This window comes from Streptomyces sp. KPB2, from assembly GCF_003950055.1.
In the GTDB taxonomy this organism is placed as follows: domain Bacteria; phylum Actinomycetota; class Actinomycetes; order Streptomycetales; family Streptomycetaceae; genus Streptomyces; species Streptomyces salinarius.
In genome coordinates, this window is sequence record NZ_CP034353.1 from 1,276,726 (window position 1) to 1,291,049 (window position 14,324).

The 14,324-nt window shown below is 72.6% G+C and carries 12 protein-coding genes; 6 read left to right on the forward strand and 6 right to left on the reverse strand.

Annotated elements, in window-relative coordinates; genetic code table 11:
• The first annotated feature begins 9 nt into the window (after positions 1 to 9).
• Positions 10 to 858 (forward strand): formate dehydrogenase accessory sulfurtransferase FdhD, encoded by an 849-nt coding sequence (gene fdhD, locus D1J63_RS05550; protein WP_125627981.1) that lies wholly within the window; start codon positions 10 to 12, stop codon positions 856 to 858.
• A gap of 127 nt (positions 859 to 985) precedes the next feature.
• Here fdhD and D1J63_RS05555 read toward each other — a convergent pair whose 3' ends face one another.
• Positions 986 to 1,429 (reverse strand): MarR family winged helix-turn-helix transcriptional regulator, encoded by a 444-nt coding sequence (locus D1J63_RS05555; protein WP_102929412.1) that lies wholly within the window; start codon positions 1,427 to 1,429, stop codon positions 986 to 988.
• 96 nt (positions 1,430 to 1,525) lie between these two features.
• On the opposite strand from D1J63_RS05555, the gene D1J63_RS05560 reads away from it, so the two are divergent.
• Positions 1,526 to 2,443 carry a zinc-binding dehydrogenase gene (locus tag D1J63_RS05560; RefSeq protein ID WP_125627982.1) on the forward strand — a complete coding sequence of 306 codons (918 nt, stop codon included), beginning with the start codon at positions 1,526 to 1,528 and terminating at the stop codon, positions 2,441 to 2,443.
• 100 nt (positions 2,444 to 2,543) lie between these two features.
• Here D1J63_RS05560 and D1J63_RS05565 read toward each other — a convergent pair whose 3' ends face one another.
• Positions 2,544 to 3,557: a bile acid:sodium symporter family protein gene (locus D1J63_RS05565; protein ID WP_164713153.1), complete on the reverse strand. Its 1,014-nt coding sequence runs from the start codon at positions 3,555 to 3,557 to the stop codon at positions 2,544 to 2,546.
• A gap of 181 nt (positions 3,558 to 3,738) precedes the next feature.
• Here D1J63_RS05565 and D1J63_RS05570 point away from each other — a divergent pair, with 181 nt between their 5' ends.
• Positions 3,739 to 4,620, forward strand: coding sequence for a LysR substrate-binding domain-containing protein (locus tag D1J63_RS05570; protein ID WP_102929515.1), 882 nt, complete (start codon positions 3,739 to 3,741; stop codon positions 4,618 to 4,620).
• 60 nt (positions 4,621 to 4,680) lie between these two features.
• Here D1J63_RS05570 and D1J63_RS05575 read toward each other — a convergent pair whose 3' ends face one another.
• Positions 4,681 to 5,664 (reverse strand): Lrp/AsnC family transcriptional regulator, encoded by a 984-nt coding sequence (locus D1J63_RS05575; RefSeq protein WP_125627984.1) that lies wholly within the window; start codon positions 5,662 to 5,664, stop codon positions 4,681 to 4,683.
• Between the two features lie 117 nt (positions 5,665 to 5,781).
• Between D1J63_RS05575 and D1J63_RS05580 the strand changes: the two genes are divergently transcribed.
• From D1J63_RS05580 to D1J63_RS05590, 3 genes are all read left to right on the forward strand, one after another.
• Positions 5,782 to 7,296, forward strand: a complete 1,515-nt coding sequence (locus tag D1J63_RS05580) for an MFS transporter (protein ID WP_125627985.1) — start codon at positions 5,782 to 5,784, stop codon at positions 7,294 to 7,296.
• A gap of 225 nt (positions 7,297 to 7,521) precedes the next feature.
• Positions 7,522 to 9,348 carry an AMP-dependent synthetase/ligase gene (locus D1J63_RS05585; RefSeq protein ID WP_125627986.1) on the forward strand — a complete coding sequence of 609 codons (1,827 nt, stop codon included), beginning with the start codon at positions 7,522 to 7,524 and terminating at the stop codon, positions 9,346 to 9,348.
• 83 nt (positions 9,349 to 9,431) lie between these two features.
• Positions 9,432 to 10,265 carry an aldo/keto reductase gene (locus D1J63_RS05590; protein WP_125627987.1) on the forward strand — a complete coding sequence of 278 codons (834 nt, stop codon included), beginning with the start codon at positions 9,432 to 9,434 and terminating at the stop codon, positions 10,263 to 10,265.
• 63 nt (positions 10,266 to 10,328) lie between these two features.
• Here D1J63_RS05590 and D1J63_RS05595 read toward each other — a convergent pair whose 3' ends face one another.
• From D1J63_RS05595 to D1J63_RS05605, 3 genes are all read right to left on the reverse strand, one after another.
• On the reverse strand, positions 10,329 to 11,030 hold the full coding sequence (locus D1J63_RS05595; RefSeq protein WP_125627988.1) for an SDR family oxidoreductase: 702 nt from the start codon (positions 11,028 to 11,030) through the stop codon (positions 10,329 to 10,331).
• A gap of 93 nt (positions 11,031 to 11,123) precedes the next feature.
• On the reverse strand, positions 11,124 to 12,038 hold the full coding sequence (locus D1J63_RS05600) for a class I SAM-dependent methyltransferase (RefSeq protein ID WP_125627989.1): 915 nt from the start codon (positions 12,036 to 12,038) through the stop codon (positions 11,124 to 11,126).
• A gap of 160 nt (positions 12,039 to 12,198) precedes the next feature.
• Positions 12,199 to 13,938, reverse strand: coding sequence for a cellulose 1,4-beta-cellobiosidase (locus D1J63_RS05605; protein ID WP_125627990.1), 1,740 nt, complete (start codon positions 13,936 to 13,938; stop codon positions 12,199 to 12,201).
• Between the last annotated feature and the right edge of the window lie 386 nt (positions 13,939 to 14,324).

Here is a 14,324-nt window from a genome sequence, read left to right on the forward strand (position 1 = left end):
GGCACGAACATGGGACGAGTCACGGAACGACGCAAGGTGATCCGCGTACGGGACGGCGCGGTCTCCACCCGGCCGGACACGCTCGTCGCCGAGGAGCCGCTGGAGATCCGGCTGAACGGCAAACCCCTCGCGATCACGATGCGCACCCCGGGCGACGACTTCGCCCTCGCCGCGGGGTTCCTGGTCAGCGAGGGCGTGCTCGCCGAGCAGGGCGACCTGCAGAACATCGTGTACTGCGCGGGCGCCACGGTCGACGGTTCCAACACCTACAACGTGGTCGACGTGCGGACCGCCCCGGGTGTGCGCGTCCCGGACATCACCCTGGAGCGGAACGTCTACACCACCTCGTCCTGCGGGCTGTGCGGCAAGGCGAGCCTGGACGCGGTGCGCACGACGGCCCGCTGGCCCATCGCCGACACTCCCCCGGTGCGCGTCGCGCCGGAGCTGCTGGCGGACCTGCCCGACCGGCTGCGCGCGTCCCAGCGGGTCTTCGACCGGACCGGCGGGCTGCACGCGGCGGCGCTGTTCACCGAGGACGGCGAGCTGGTGGACGTGCGGGAGGACGTGGGCCGGCACAACGCGGTCGACAAACTCGTCGGCCGCGCCCTGCAGAACGGCGATCTGCCGTTGTCGCGCTCCGTGCTGCTGGTGTCGGGCCGGGCCTCCTTCGAGCTGGCGCAGAAGGCCGTGATGGCGGGCGTCCCGGTGCTGGCCGCGGTGTCCGCGCCGTCCTCGCTCGCGGTGGACCTCGCCGCCGAGACCGGCCTGACGCTGGTGGGCTTCCTGCGCGGCAGCTCCATGAACGTGTACGCGGGCGAGGACCGCGTCGCCCTGCGGGCCGCGGCCGCCCAGGGCTGACCTCACCCCTCCCCGCGACACGGCGGCGGGGCCCCTGCCGGGCGGGGAGCGCCCCCTGCGCCCCTGGGGCCCCGCCTCGACCGCGCCCGCCGACCGCGCCGCCGGCCGACGGCGCCGGCCGTCGCCCTCAGCCGTCCGCCTCCGTACCGGCGACCCGCCGGACCAGGTCCATGAGCCGTGCCCGCTCGTCCTCGGTGAGCGGGGCCAGCAGCTCGTCGTTGGCCGCGCGGGCCGCCTCCTCGCAGCGGGCCAGTACCCGGCCGCCCTCCTCCGTGAGCGACACCGCGTTCTTGCGGCGGTCGCCGGGGTCCGGCACCCGGACGACGAGACCCGCGGACTGCAGGTCGTTGAGGACGCCCACCAGGTCCTTCGGATCGAGCCCGATGCCGCGCCCCAGGTCCGCCTGCGCGACCGGGGCGAGGTCGCGGACGGCCGAGAGCACCACGTGGTGCCACATCTTCAGGCCCTCGGCCGCCAGCGCGTCGGCCACCAGGGCCCGCCCGCGGGCGGCGGCGCGGCCCAGCAGCCAGCTGGGGAGGGAGCGGATCTCGGGCAGCGGTGCGGCGGTCATGGCGAAAGCCTACCGGTAATCGTTGGACTTCCCCACGATTCTCGGCTTACCGTTGGGAGCACCAACGGTTCCCCGACTTCCCGGAGGTGCGCTTCCATGCGCCGTGTCCGTTACGCGTCCCCCGGCGGCCCGCTGTTCCTCGAAGAGGTCCCCGTGCCCCGGCCGGACGCCGGTGAGGTCCTGGTGCGCTGCGAGGCGGTCGGCGTGACCCTGCCCGTCGTCCGCAAGGTCACCGAGGCCGCCGGGCCCGTGCCGCTCGGCGGGGAGGTCGCCGGTGAGGTCGTCGCGCTCGGAGCCGACGTCACCGGCCTCGCGGTGGGCGACCGCGTCACGGGGCTGTGCTTCGGGCACGGGTACGCCGACTTCGCGGTCCTGCGCCGGGAGATGACCTCGCCGGTTCCCGGCGGGGCCGGCGCGGTCGAGGCGGTCGCGCTGGTGCGCAGCAGTCTGGTGGCCCTCGGCGCCCTGTCGGCCGCCCGCCCCCGGCCCGGCGAGGCGGCACTCGTGACGGCCGCGGCGAGCGGGGTCGGTCACCTGGCCGTCCGCCTCGCCCGTGCCCGGGGCGCCGCGCGGGTCGTGGGCGCCGTCTCCGACCCCGGGAAGGTGGACTTCGTGCGTTCGCTCGGTGCCGACGAGGTGGTGGTCTACGGCGACGACGGCTGGGGCGAGCCCGTCGACTACGTCCTCGACGGTGTGGGCGGCGACCTCCTCACCCCGGCGGTCGGCGCCCTCGCCCCGGGCGGCCGGCTGGTGGCGTACGGCTCGGGCGGCGGGACCGTGCGGGCGTACGACCTGCTGGTCGGGGCCAGGACGGTGACGGGGTTCCAGATCGCACGGATCGCCCGGGAGACGCCGGACGTGTACGAGGGGTGGCGGCGGGAGCTGTGGCGGCTGTACGCGGAGGAAGGGCTCCGGCCCGCCGTGCACGGGCCCTACGCGTTGGAGGACGCGGCGAAGGCGCACGAGGCCGTCACCTCGCGCGGCAACCTCGGGAAGGTCGTACTCGTCCCCTGAGACCGGTCCGGGCCCCTGCCCCCGACGCCCGGGAAGCGGCGCGCTCCCCGCGGGCCCGGGACACCCGGGTTCGGGGGGCGGGCTCCTCGGTACGGACGCGTCACGCGGACCGGCCGCCGGTGCCGACCTCGGTGCGCTCCGGGGCGGCCGGCCGCTCCTGGGACGGGAGCGCCTCGGGGTCGTGCGACCGCCGCTTGGCGATCACCGCGCACACCATCAGCTGCATCTGGTGGAAGAGCATCAGCGGCAGTACCGCGAGCGAGGCCTGGGCGCCGAACAGGACGCCGGCCATCGGCAGTCCGGCGGCGAGCGACTTCTTGGACCCGGCGAACTGGATCGCGATCCGGTCCTCCCGGCCGAAGCCGAGCCCCTTCGCCCCGTACCAGGTCAGGACCAGCACCACCGCCAGCAGCACCGCCTCGACGGCCAGCAGCCCGGCCAGCCGCACCGGGCTCACCTGGTGCCAGATGCCCTGCACCATGCCCTCGCTGAACGCCGTGTAGACGACCAGGAGGATCGAGCCCCGGTCGACGAGCCCGAGCACCTTCTTGTGCCGGGCGACGAAGCCCCCGATCCACCGGCGCAGCAGTTGCCCGGCCACGAACGGCACCAGGAGCTGCAGCACGATCTTCACCACCGAGTCGGCGGAGAACCCGCCCCCGCTGCCGCCCAGCAGGGCCGCGGCCAGCAGCGGTGTGACGACGATGCCGACCAGCGAGGAGAAGGACCCGGCGCAGATCGCGGCGGGCACGTTGCCGCGGGCGATGGAGGTGAAGGCGATCGACGACTGGATGGTCGACGGGACCAGGGTGACGAAGAGCAGGCCCTGGTAGAGGGGGTCGGTCAGGAACACCGGGACCAGACCGCGCGACGCGAGGCCGAGCAGCGGGAAGACGACGAAGGTGCAGGCCAGCACGGTGACGTGGAGCCGCCAGTGCCGTACGCCGTCCATCGCCTCACGGGTGGAGAGCCGGGCTCCGTAGAGGAAGAAGAGGAACGCGATCGCTCCGGTGGAGGCGCCGGAGGCGACGTCCGCGCCCGTGCCGCGGGCCGGCAGCAGCGCCGCGAGGCCCACCGTGCCGAGCAGCAGCAGGATGTACGGGTCGATCGGCATCCAACTCGGCCAACGCAGGCGTTTCACGGTGCTCCACTTGCTCGCTGCTTACTCGTTCTCGCTCGTTGCGATGGGGTCACGGGTCCCCGCTCCATCGTGCTCCGCCGCCCGGCGATCGGGAATCCGGCATACCGCTCTGACTGTCATCACGATCGCCGATGAGCAGCGCTAGCCTGGCGTCATGTACGACCCCTCGCACCTGCGCACGTTCCTGTCGGTGGCCCAGACCCTGAGCTTCACGCAGGCCGCCCGGCGGCTCGGCCTGCGCCAGTCGACGGTGAGCCAGCATGTGCGGCGGCTCGAGGACGCCACCGGACGGCAGCTGTTCAGCCGGGACACGCACTCCGTGGAGCTGACGGAGGACGGGGAGGCGATGCTCGGGTTCGCGCGCCGGATCCTGGAGGTGCACGAGCAGGCGACGGCGTTCTTCACGGGCACCCGGCTGCGCGGGCGGCTGCGCTTCGGGGCGTCCGAGGACTTCGTGCTGACCCGGCTGCCGGAGATCCTGGAGGGCTTCCGGCACGACCACCCCGAGGTGGACCTGGAGCTGACGGTGGAGCTGTCGGGCACGCTGCACGAGCAGCTGGCGGCCGGGAAGCTGGACCTGGTGCTGGCCAAGCGGCGGCCCGAGGACCCGCGGGGCGAGCCGGTGTGGAGCGACCGGCTGGTGTGGATCGGCGCGGAGCGGCTGCGCCTGGAACCGGACCGCCCGGTGCCGCTCATCGTCTACCCGCCACCCGGTATCACGCGTGCGCTGGCCCTGGACGCGTTGCAGCGGGAGGGGCGCGACTGGCGCATCGCGTGCACCAGCGGCAGCCTCAACGGCCTGATCGCGGCCGCCCGTGCGGGCCTGGGCGTGATGGCGCACTCGCGCGGTCTCGTCCCGCCCGGCCTCGTCCGGGTGCCGGACCGGGCCGGCCTGCCCGAGCTGGGCGGTGTCGACTTCGTGCTGGTGCACGGCCGGCGCAGCCCCTCGGCCCAGGGAGCGGCGGACGCGCTGGCGGCGGCGATCCTGGCGGGCGGCGACCGGCTGCACCGGCCTCAGCGCGCGGGCCTCGGATAGGCGGCCGCTTGCACCGGCCTCAGCGCGCGGGCCTCGGATAGGCGGCCGCTTGCACCGGCCTCAGCGCGCGGGCCTCGGATAGGTGAGCTGCTTCACCCGGCGCAGGAACGGCGACGCCTCCACGTGCTGGACGCCCTCCAGACGGCCGAGCGGACCGCTGAGGTAGGCGTAGAGGTCGGCGGTGCTGCGCACGACGGCGGTGGCGACGATGTTGGACGGGCCCGCGGTGGCGGCGGCGTGGGCGATCTCGTCGTGCGCGGCAAGGGCCTCGCCGACCCGGTGCAGGGCGGCCGGGCCGGTGGTGAGCCACAGGACGGCGGCTGTGGGGTAGCCCAGGATCTCGGAGTGGTACTCCACGTCGATGTACATGGCCCCCGAGGCGAGCAGCGCGGACAGCCGGCGTTTGACCGCGGACTCGGAGCGGCCGGTGGCGTGTTGGAGCTCGGGATGGCCGGCCCGCCCGTCGCGCTCCAGCACGGCGAGCAGCGGCTCGTCCTCGGGGTCGATGCGGGCCGGTCCGGGTGCGGCCGGACCGTGGTCGGGCCGCAGCGCCGCGACCTGGTCGTCGCTGAGCACCCGGAACTTGCGGAGCCAGCCGCTGGGTCCGCCGTAGAAGCGGTGCAGGATCTGGTGGGCGTGGATCTCCAGGACGCGCGGGGTGCGCGGCAGCTTGCCGAGGAGCAGGTCGTCCCGGTCGCCGGGGCTGCGCGGCCGGGTGCCGAAGATGACCTCGGTGCCGCCGGCCGCCAGCCCGATCCAGTTGGTGTCGGACCGCTTGGCGAGGGCGTCGGCGATGGCCAGGGCGCTGTCGGGGACGCAGCGCAGCCGCAGCGTCCAGTGGTCCTGGCCGAGCGCCGCCGCGTCCCGGACGGCGACCACGCGCAGCCCGCCCTCGGCGCACAGCCTGCGGTAGCGCCGGGCGACGGTCTGGTCGGAGACGCCGAGGACCGCACCGATGCGGCTGAAGGAAGCGCGGCCGTTCACCTCCAGGGCGTCCAGCAGACGCAGGTCGAGTTCGTCGAAGGTGTCGGATTCCATCCGCATCGAGGTCGCTCCCGTCGGATTCCGTCGTATCACCGCCCGGGACCGGTGCGATCGGCCGGGCGCTGCCCATCGTACGGAGGCACGGAATCACGTACGACACGGGAGACAAGACGGATCATGCGTACATGGGGGCCGCTCACGGCGGTGTGTCTGGGGACGTTCATGCTGTTGCTGGACGTGACGATCGCGGTCGTCGCGCTGCCGGACATGGCCAGGGGACTGCACGCCTCGCTGAGCGATCTGCAGTGGGTGATGGACGGCTACGCGCTGGCGCTGGCCGCGCTGATGCTGGGGCTGGGGGCCGCGGCCGACGTCCTGGGACGGCGCCGGGTGCACGTGGCGGGTGTGGTGCTGTTCGCGGTGGCGTCGCTGCTGTGCGGGCTGGCCACCGGGCCGGGGATGCTGGTCGCCGCGCGCGGGCTGCAGGGCGTGGGCGCGGCGGCGATGTTCGCGACCACGCTGCCGCTGCTCGGCTCGGTCTACCAGGGGCGCCGGCGGTCGATGGCGCTCGGTGTGTGGGGCGCGGTCAGCGGCGCGGCGGCGGCCGTGGGGCCCGTGCTGGGCGGACTGCTCACCGACGGTCCGGGCTGGCGGTGGATCTTCTGGGTGAACCTGCCGGTGAGCGTGGCGGCGGTCTGGCTGACGCTGCGCGTGGTGCCGGAGTCCCGCGGGGCGGCCGGGCGCCGTGTGGACTGGGCGGGTACGGCGGGCTTCGCGGCGTTCGCCGGGGCGCTGACGTACGGGGCGGTGCGGGCCGGGTCGCACGGCTGGACGGAGGGCGGCACGCTCGCCTCCTTCGTGCTCGCGGCGGTGGCGCTGGGCGCGTTCGTCGCCGTGGAGCGCCGGGTCGCCGATCCGCTGCTCGACCCGCGGCTGTTCCTGCGGCCCGCCTTCTCGGGCGTGATGCTGGGCGGGCTGGCCTTCAACGCGGCGGCGTTCGGAGTGATGGCGTACACCTCGATATGGCTGCAGACGCTGCTCGGGATGAGCCCGGTGCGGGGCGGCCTCGTGTTCGTGTGGCTGTCGCTGGCGTCGTTCCTGGTGGCCGCGGTGGGCGGCCGGCTGCTGCACGGGGTGCCGGCCCGGCTGACCATCGGGGGCGGGCTGCTGCTGATCGCGGCGGGGCAGTTCTGCATGGCGTTCCTGGACGCGGGCTCCACGGCGTCCGCCCTGGTGCCGGGGCTGCTCCTGGTGGGCGTCGGGACGGGGCTGGTGTCGCCCGGCATCGCGGGTGCGGCGCTGGCGGCGGTCCCGCCGGAGCGGGCCGGCATGGCCGGGGGTGCGGTCAACACGTTCCGGCAGCTCGGGTACGCGCTCGGCATCGCCGTGTTCGGCACGGTGCTGACCTCGCGGATGGCGGACACCCTGCCGCACGACGCGGCGCACGGTCTGGCGGGCGGTGCGGCGGGAGCCCTGCGGGGCGCGTTCGGCGAGCACGTGCTCCGGGCCGCGTTCGCCTCGGGACTGAACGCGGCGGCGGTGGCCGCGGGCGCGGTCGCGGCGGTCGCCGGGGTGCTGGTGCTCGTCCTGGTGAGGGCCGATCGCGGCGGCCGGGGTGCCGGTGTGACGGATTCCGCGGCGCCCGCGCTGAAAGAGGAGGAAGCCGTTCCGGCGGCCCCGTACCGGCGGTAAGCGGGTCGTACAGATTCGGTGGAGATTACGCCACCGAAACTTGCCCAACCGTCGGGAATCTGTCCGACCCTTCCCCATGTGAGCGCATTTCCTCCTGTTGACCAGCGCGAACATGAGCCCTGTTCGATTTTGGCGCCCCTCCCGTCCCCGCGCCGGGTGGGGTAGCTTTCACCGCGCTGTGCGGGGGTGTCATCGAAGCGGGGATCGAAAAGCGGGGAGCGGGGTTTGCGCGAGTTCACCAGTCCTCCGTCGACGTTGGCACCACCGGTGGGCGGTCTGGCCGACGTCGTCTTCGAGCATGCCCAGGAGGACCCCCGGCACATCGCGCTCGGCCGCAAGGACGAGGGCGGGCAGTGGCGGGACGTCACCGCCGGCGCCTTCCGCGACGAGGTACTGGCCCTCGCCAAGGGGCTCCTCGCCCAGGGCATCCGCTTCGGCGACCGGGTCGCCATCATGTCCCGCACCCGCTACGAGTGGACCCTCTTCGACTTCGCCCTGTGGACGATCGGCGCGCAGGTGGTGCCCGTCTACCCGACCTCCTCGGCCGAGCAGTGCATGTGGATGCTGTACGACGCCGAGGTGACGGCGGCGGTCGTGGAGCACGAGGACCACGCGATGACGATCGCCACGGTCATCGACCGGCTGCCGCACCTGCGCGGGCTGTGGCAGCTGGACTCCGGCGCCGTCCAGGAGCTGTACGACGCGGGCGCGCACCTCGACGACGAGGTGGTCCACCGGCACCGCAGGGCGGTCACGCCGGAGTCGGTGGCCACCGTCATCTACACCTCGGGCACCACCGGCCGGCCCAAGGGCTGCGTGCTGACCCACGGCAACTTCATGTACGAGGCGGACACCGTCATCGAGCGCTGGGAGCCGGTGTTCCACTCCAGGCGGGGCGACGAGGCGGCGACGCTGCTGTTCCTGCCGCTCGCGCACGTCTTCGGGCGGATGGTGGAGGTCGCGGCGATCCGCGGCCGGGTCCGCTTCGGCCACCAGCCCCAGCTCAACGCCGCGGCCCTGCTGCCCGACCTGGCCGCCTTCCGGCCGACCTTCATCCTCGCCGTGCCGTACATCTTCGAGAAGGTGTTCAACGCGGCGCGGCGCAAGGCCGAGAAGGAGGGGAAGGCCGGGCCCTTCGAGAAGGCCGTCGACGTGGCCGTGAAGTACGCGGAGGCGGTGGAGGCGAAGGCCTGGGGCTACGGCCCCGGCCCGTCGGCGGGACTGCGCATGCAGCACCAGTTCTTCGACAAGCTCGTCTACTCCAAGGTCCGGGCCGCGATGGGCGGCCGCATCCGCAACGCCATGTCGGGCGGTTCGGCCATGGACCGGCGGCTCGGGCTGTTCTTCGCGGGCGCGGGCGTGCAGATCTACGAGGGCTACGGCCTGACCGAGTCCACGGCGGCCGCCACCGCCAACCCGCCCGAGCGCACCCGCTACGGCACCGTCGGGCAGCCGATACCGGGCATGACCGTGCACATCGCGGACGACGGCGAGATCTGGCTCAACGGAGACAACGTCTTCCAGGGCTACCTGAACAACCCCAAGGCCACGGACGAGACCCTGCACGACGGCTGGCTGGCCACCGGCGACCTGGGCGCCCTGGACGAGGACGGCTACCTCACCATCACCGGCCGCAAGAAGGAGATCCTGGTGACCTCCGGCGGCAAGAGCGTCTCGCCCGGTCTGCTGGAGGAGCGGGTGCGCGACCACCCGCTGGTCAACCAGTGCATCGTCGTCGGCAACGACCGTCCCTACGTCGCCGCCCTCATCACCCTCGACCAGGAAGCGGTCGAGCACTGGCTGACGATGCGCAACAAGCCCCAGATGTCCCCGGCCGAGCTGGTGCACGACGCCGATCTGGAGACGGAGGTGCGGCGCGCGGTCGTCGCGGCGAACACGCTGGTGTCCCAGGCCGAGTCCATCCGCACCTTCCGCATCCTCGCCCAGCCGTTCACCGAGGAGCACGGGCTGCTCACGCCCTCGCTGAAGCTGAAGCGCAAGGCCATCGAGAACGCCTACGGCACCGAGGTCGAGGCACTTTACCGAGCGTGACTTCCACGGTCAGGAATGCGTCGGGGCTCGTGATCGTTGACGATATGAGTACCACCTGACCACAACCGAAGGATCAAGAGCTCGTGAGCAGCAAGGTCCCCCCGATCATCCTGAACAACGGCGTCGAGATGCCCCAGCTGGGCTTCGGCGTCTGGCAGGTGCCGGACGACGAGGCCGAGACGGCCGTCGCCCAGGCGCTGGAGGCCGGGTACCGCAGCATCGACACAGCGGCGATCTACGGCAATGAAGAGGGCACCGGCCGGGCGATCGCCGCCTCCGGTCTGGCTCGCGAGGACCTCTTCGTCACCACCAAGCTCTGGAACAGCGACCAGGGGTACGACGCCACGCTCCGCGCCTTCGACACCTCGCTGGCGAAGCTCGGCCTGGACTACCTCGACCTCTACCTGATCCACTGGCCCACCCCGGCCAAGGACACGTACGTCGACACCTACAAGGCGTTCGAGAAGCTGCTCGCCGACGGCCGGGTCCGCGCCGTCGGCGTGTCCAACTTCCTGCCGGAGCACCTGGCCCGGCTGACCGCCGAGACGTCGGTGATCCCGGCCGTCAACCAGATCGAGCTGCACCCCCACCTCCAGCAGCACGCCGCGCGCGAGGTGCACGCCGAGCAGGGCATCGCCACCGAGGCCTGGTCCCCGCTCGGTTCCGGCAAGGGCATCCTGGACATCCCCGCGATCGTCGCGATCGCCCAGAAGCACGGGCGCACCCCGGCCCAGGTCGTGCTGCGCTGGCACCTCCAGCTCGGCAACGTGGTGATCCCGAAGTCCGTGACGCCGTCCCGGATCAAGGAGAACATCGACGTCTTCGGCTTCACCCTGGACACCGAGGACCTCGCGGCGATCAGCGCGCTGAACGAGGACCGCCGGCTCGGTCCCGACCCGGCGCACTTCAACTCCTGAGCGGTACCCGCACGGAAGAGGGGCCCGACCGTCTGCGCGGCGGACGGACCCCTCTTCCACATGTCAGTTGGGCTGCCCGACCGGCCGTACGACCACGGTGTTGACGTCGACCCCGGCGGGCTGGGTCATGGCCCAGACGACCGAGTCGGCGATCTGCTCGGCGGTGAGCAGCTCGCCGGGCGGCAGGCCCCCGGTGCCGTCCCAGAACGGGGTCTCCACCCGGCCCGGCGCGATCAGGGTCACGCCCACGCCCCACTGCGTCACCTCCCGCCGGGTGTTCTCGGCGAGGCCGGTCACCGCCCACTTGGTGGCGCCGTAGAGGTTGCCCGGCGTGTTCACGAAGCCGGCGACACTGCCCACGAGCACGATCCGCCCGCGGGTCTCCTTGAGCGCGTCGATGGACGCCCTGATGAGCAGGGCCGGGCCCAGCACGTTGGTCAGCACCATCTCCGTCCAGCCCGCCGGGTCGCCCTCGGCGACCGAGTCGTGGGTGGCGAAGCCGGCGTTGGCGACGACCGTGTCGAGGCGGCCGAACTCCTTCAGCGTGGCCTCGACGGCGGCGGCCACCTGGGTGTGCTCGGCGGCGCTGCCCCGGATCGTCAGCAGATTCTCCGGGTCGCCGAGTTCCTCGGCGAACGCCCGCAGCCTCGCCTCCCCGCGTCCCGTGACGGCCACCCGTTGCCCGGCGTCCAGCAGCCGCCGGGCGACAGCGGCTCCGATGCCGCTGCCGCCACCGGTGATCAGCGTGACCGGTGTGTCGGTCATGGTTCCCCCTTGTCTGCGCCTGTTTCCCACGGACGCCGGGAGTCCATCACTTGGAGCGCTCTCGAAGTCAAGCCCTCCGTGTCGGACCTGTCCTCAGGCCGGTCGCACCGCCGTGTACACGGTGTGCGCCACCAGTACGAACAGGTCCTGGCGGCGGTGCACGCCCGCCTCGTCGGCGGGGTCGAGCAGCCGGTCCAGGGTGGCGAGGTCGCCGGCGTCCAGTCGGTCGCCGATCCGCTCGCGCAGCCGGGACAGGGACGTGGTGACGTAGTCGCGGGCCGCGTCGGAGACGGGCGCGGGCAGGTCGAGCAGGAAGCTGCGGGTGCCGGTGTGCTTCAGTCCGGCGCCGGTGAGCATCGCGGGCCAGTCCTCGGCCTCGGCCACGGAGTCCGGCAGGTCGGCACGCATCTCGGCGAACGCGTCCTCCTCCACGGCGCGGAGCCTGGCCTGGAGTCCGGGGCGCCCGATCCCGATGTCGCGGGGCAGGAAGCGGGCGGGCAGTCCGCCCTCCAGGATCGCCAGCGTGCCGCCGGGTGCGAGGTGTCCGCCGAGGGCGGCGAGGGCCGCACGCTGGTCGGGGAGGTGGTGCAGGCTCTGGCTGGCCCACATCAGGTCGGCCGGGTAGTCCAGTTCGGCCAGGGCGCCGGGCAGATCGCCGGCGAGGGTGCCGAAGCGGTCGGCGAAACCCAGCCGCCCGGCGCGGGCGCGGGCCCGTTCGAGCAGCGGTGCGGCGCCGTCGGCGGCGACGACACGGGCGCCCGGGAAGGTGTCGGCGAACAGGCAGGAGACGACGCCGGGTCCGCTACCGACGTCGACGACCAGACCCGGATCGGTCACCTCCCGGGCGAGCCAGGCCAGGGCCTGCCGGTACAGCGGCGTGTACAGCTCGGCCTGCGCCTCGAGATGCGGGGCCATCTCGGCCCAGTCGATGTCGCCGTGGTCGTGCGCGTGTCCGTGGCCCTGCTCGTGGGCGGAGCCGTGCGTGTCCTGGTGGTGGTCGTGCGCCATGCTGGTCAGCCTCCCGTTCGCGGTGCCGCCAGGGTGCGACGACTCGCCGCCCGGAGGCAATCGATGTTGCCGGTTTCGCAACAGAGGGAGGCCCGTCGGGGCCCGGCGCGCAAGGACCGGGCCCCGACGGCTCACCCGCGCGGGGTGCGCGGGAACCCGCTCACGACAGGGGCGGGTAGGCGTTCTTCATGAGCTCCTGGAACTGCGCGGAGAACCACTTCCCGGAGAGCGGGGCGTCCGGGAGGGCACCGGACATGCTGTTTCCGTTGCGGGCGTTGCCGGTGTACGTCGGGTCGCACATCCGGTCGAATCCCTTGCCCTCGTCGTTCGGGATCTCCTTGCTCGCGCCGTCCGACTCACCCGGCGGCTTCATCCACACGTAGGCGTCGATGCCCGGCTCGGGGTTGGCCTGCGGCCGTTCGCCGAGGCCCGCCCCGGACTGGTTGCACCAGTTGCCGAGGTGGATGCGGCGGTCGTAGCGGCCGCCGTCCACGTAGGTGTTCACGTCGGTCGTCGCGCCCGGTCCGGTGGGCCGGTCGGCGCCGCCCCAGCCGTTGCGGGAGGTGTCGATCAGCATGCCGAGGTTCTGGTCGAAGCCGAGCGAGACCAGCTTGTCGCGCATGGCCTGGGCGTAGGACAGTTCGTCGGTGTACTGGTTCCAGTCGACCCAGTCGGACTGGCGCACGGAGGTCCCGTTCACCGAGTCCGTGATCTTGAAGTTCTCCTCCTTCAGGGCGCTGTAGTTGGCGGTGTTGACGATGAAGCCGTGCACGTCGTCGAGGGTCGCCCCCTCGGTGGTGGCGGCGGTCTTGAAGATCTCGGCGGAGGGGCCGAAGTTGCTGTCCCAGCCGAGCCAGCCGTGGTGGCCGGCGTCGATGTAGTTGTAGACGTTGCCGATGTCGCCGAGCTTGTTCAGGGCGTAGCCGACGCCCTTCTGGTAGTTGCCGTTGGCCTTCATCACGTCGCAGTTCTCCGTGGCGGTGTCCCGCCCGGAGACGTTGGTGATCAGGTTGGGCAGCGAGTCGATCTCGACCGTGGTGACGATCCGGAGGTCCGCGTACTTCGAGTCGCCGAGGATCTCGGCGATCGGGTCGATGTACTCGGTCTTGTACCGGTCGATCTCGGTCGGGCCCAGCTCGCCGTTGGAGGCGAGGGCGGAGCAGTCGCGTCCCGGCAGGTTGTAGATGACGAGCTGGACGACCATCTCGCCGGAGCCCTTCTGCTCCAGCGCGGCGTCCAGGTGGTCGCGCAGGCCCATGCCGCCGTTGGCGCCCTCGATGGCGGCGATCCGGTCGAGCCACACGCCCGTCGGCTCGTCGGCGATCCGGTCGCCACCGGGCTCGGCGGCGGCGTTCGCCGACCACTCGGGGTTCACGTAGACCTCGGCACCCTCGTAGGGGTTGTCCACCCGGCCGGACGGGTCGGTGGGCGGGTCGGTCGGATCGGTCGGCGGGTCGGTCGGGTCCGTGGGGTCGGTCCCGCCGTCGACGTTGCAGGTCACGCCGTTGAGGGTGAAGGTGGCCGGGATCGCGTTGCTGCCGCTGTAGGTGCCCTGGAAGCCGAAGCTCGCCGAGCCGCCCGTGGAGAGCGTGCCGTTGTAGGACTCGTTGGTCGCGGTGACGGCGGCGCCGCTCTGGCTGACCTTCGCGTTCCAGCTGTTGGTCACCTTCTGGCTGCCGGCGTACGTCCATCCCAGCGACCAACTGGACGTGGCGGCACCGTTGTTGGTGACGGTCACGGCAGCGGTGAATCCGCTTCCCCAGTCGTTCTGCACCTGGTAGTCGACGGTGCAGGCGGCGGCCGCTGCTCCGGCGCTCGCGGACTGGGCGGCCAGTGCCGTGCCGGAGGCGCCGGCGACCAGTGTCAGGGCGGCGAGCATCGCGGTTCTGGTACGGGTCATGAGTGCGGGTTCCTTCTTTCGTGGGGGTGCTGCTGTCGTCCGGGGCCGCGCGCTGCTCGGCGCGGCCCGCTGCCGATCGGCCTGGGGGTGCCGTCGTGATCGGTCGTCAGGAACGGCCCGCGGGCACGGTGGAACAGCCCGGGGGGTGAGCGATCCGGCACACGGGCCGGCGAAGCGTCGGACACATGGCGGCCACGACTGCGGCAGCGGCTAAAAGTCCTGAACGCGGAGGGTGGAGCGGGGGGTGGCGCATGAGCGACTCCTTGCAGTTCGGACGCGCCGTGACGGACGCGTCGACTGGTGGAACCGCTCCCACTGGTGCAGCGAAGGTAGCGCCAAGTGACGGCAAAGAACAGAGGAGTTACCGACTTTCTGCCGGCGGACCC

Bases quoted from the DNA above. Each gene is read 5' to 3' on its own strand.
- D1J63_RS05570 (WP_102929515.1), top strand. From the start codon at position 3,739: ATGTACGACCCCTCGCACCTGCGCACGTTCCTGTCGGTGGCCCAGACC.
- D1J63_RS05575 (WP_125627984.1), bottom strand. From the start codon at position 5,664: ATGCGGATGGAATCCGACACCTTCGACGAACTCGACCTGCGTCTGCTG.
- D1J63_RS05565 (WP_164713153.1), bottom strand. From the start codon at position 3,557: ATGCCGATCGACCCGTACATCCTGCTGCTGCTCGGCACGGTGGGCCTC.
- D1J63_RS05555 (WP_102929412.1), bottom strand. From the start codon at position 1,429: ATGACCGCCGCACCGCTGCCCGAGATCCGCTCCCTCCCCAGCTGGCTG.
- fdhD (WP_125627981.1), top strand. From the start codon at position 10: ATGGGACGAGTCACGGAACGACGCAAGGTGATCCGCGTACGGGACGGC.
- D1J63_RS05580 (WP_125627985.1), top strand. From the start codon at position 5,782: ATGCGTACATGGGGGCCGCTCACGGCGGTGTGTCTGGGGACGTTCATG.
- D1J63_RS05600 (WP_125627989.1), bottom strand. From the start codon at position 12,038: ATGGCGCACGACCACCACCAGGACACGCACGGCTCCGCCCACGAGCAG.
- D1J63_RS05605 (WP_125627990.1), bottom strand. From the start codon at position 13,938: ATGACCCGTACCAGAACCGCGATGCTCGCCGCCCTGACACTGGTCGCC.
- D1J63_RS05595 (WP_125627988.1), bottom strand. From the start codon at position 11,030: ATGACCGACACACCGGTCACGCTGATCACCGGTGGCGGCAGCGGCATC.
- D1J63_RS05560 (WP_125627982.1), top strand. From the start codon at position 1,526: ATGCGCCGTGTCCGTTACGCGTCCCCCGGCGGCCCGCTGTTCCTCGAA.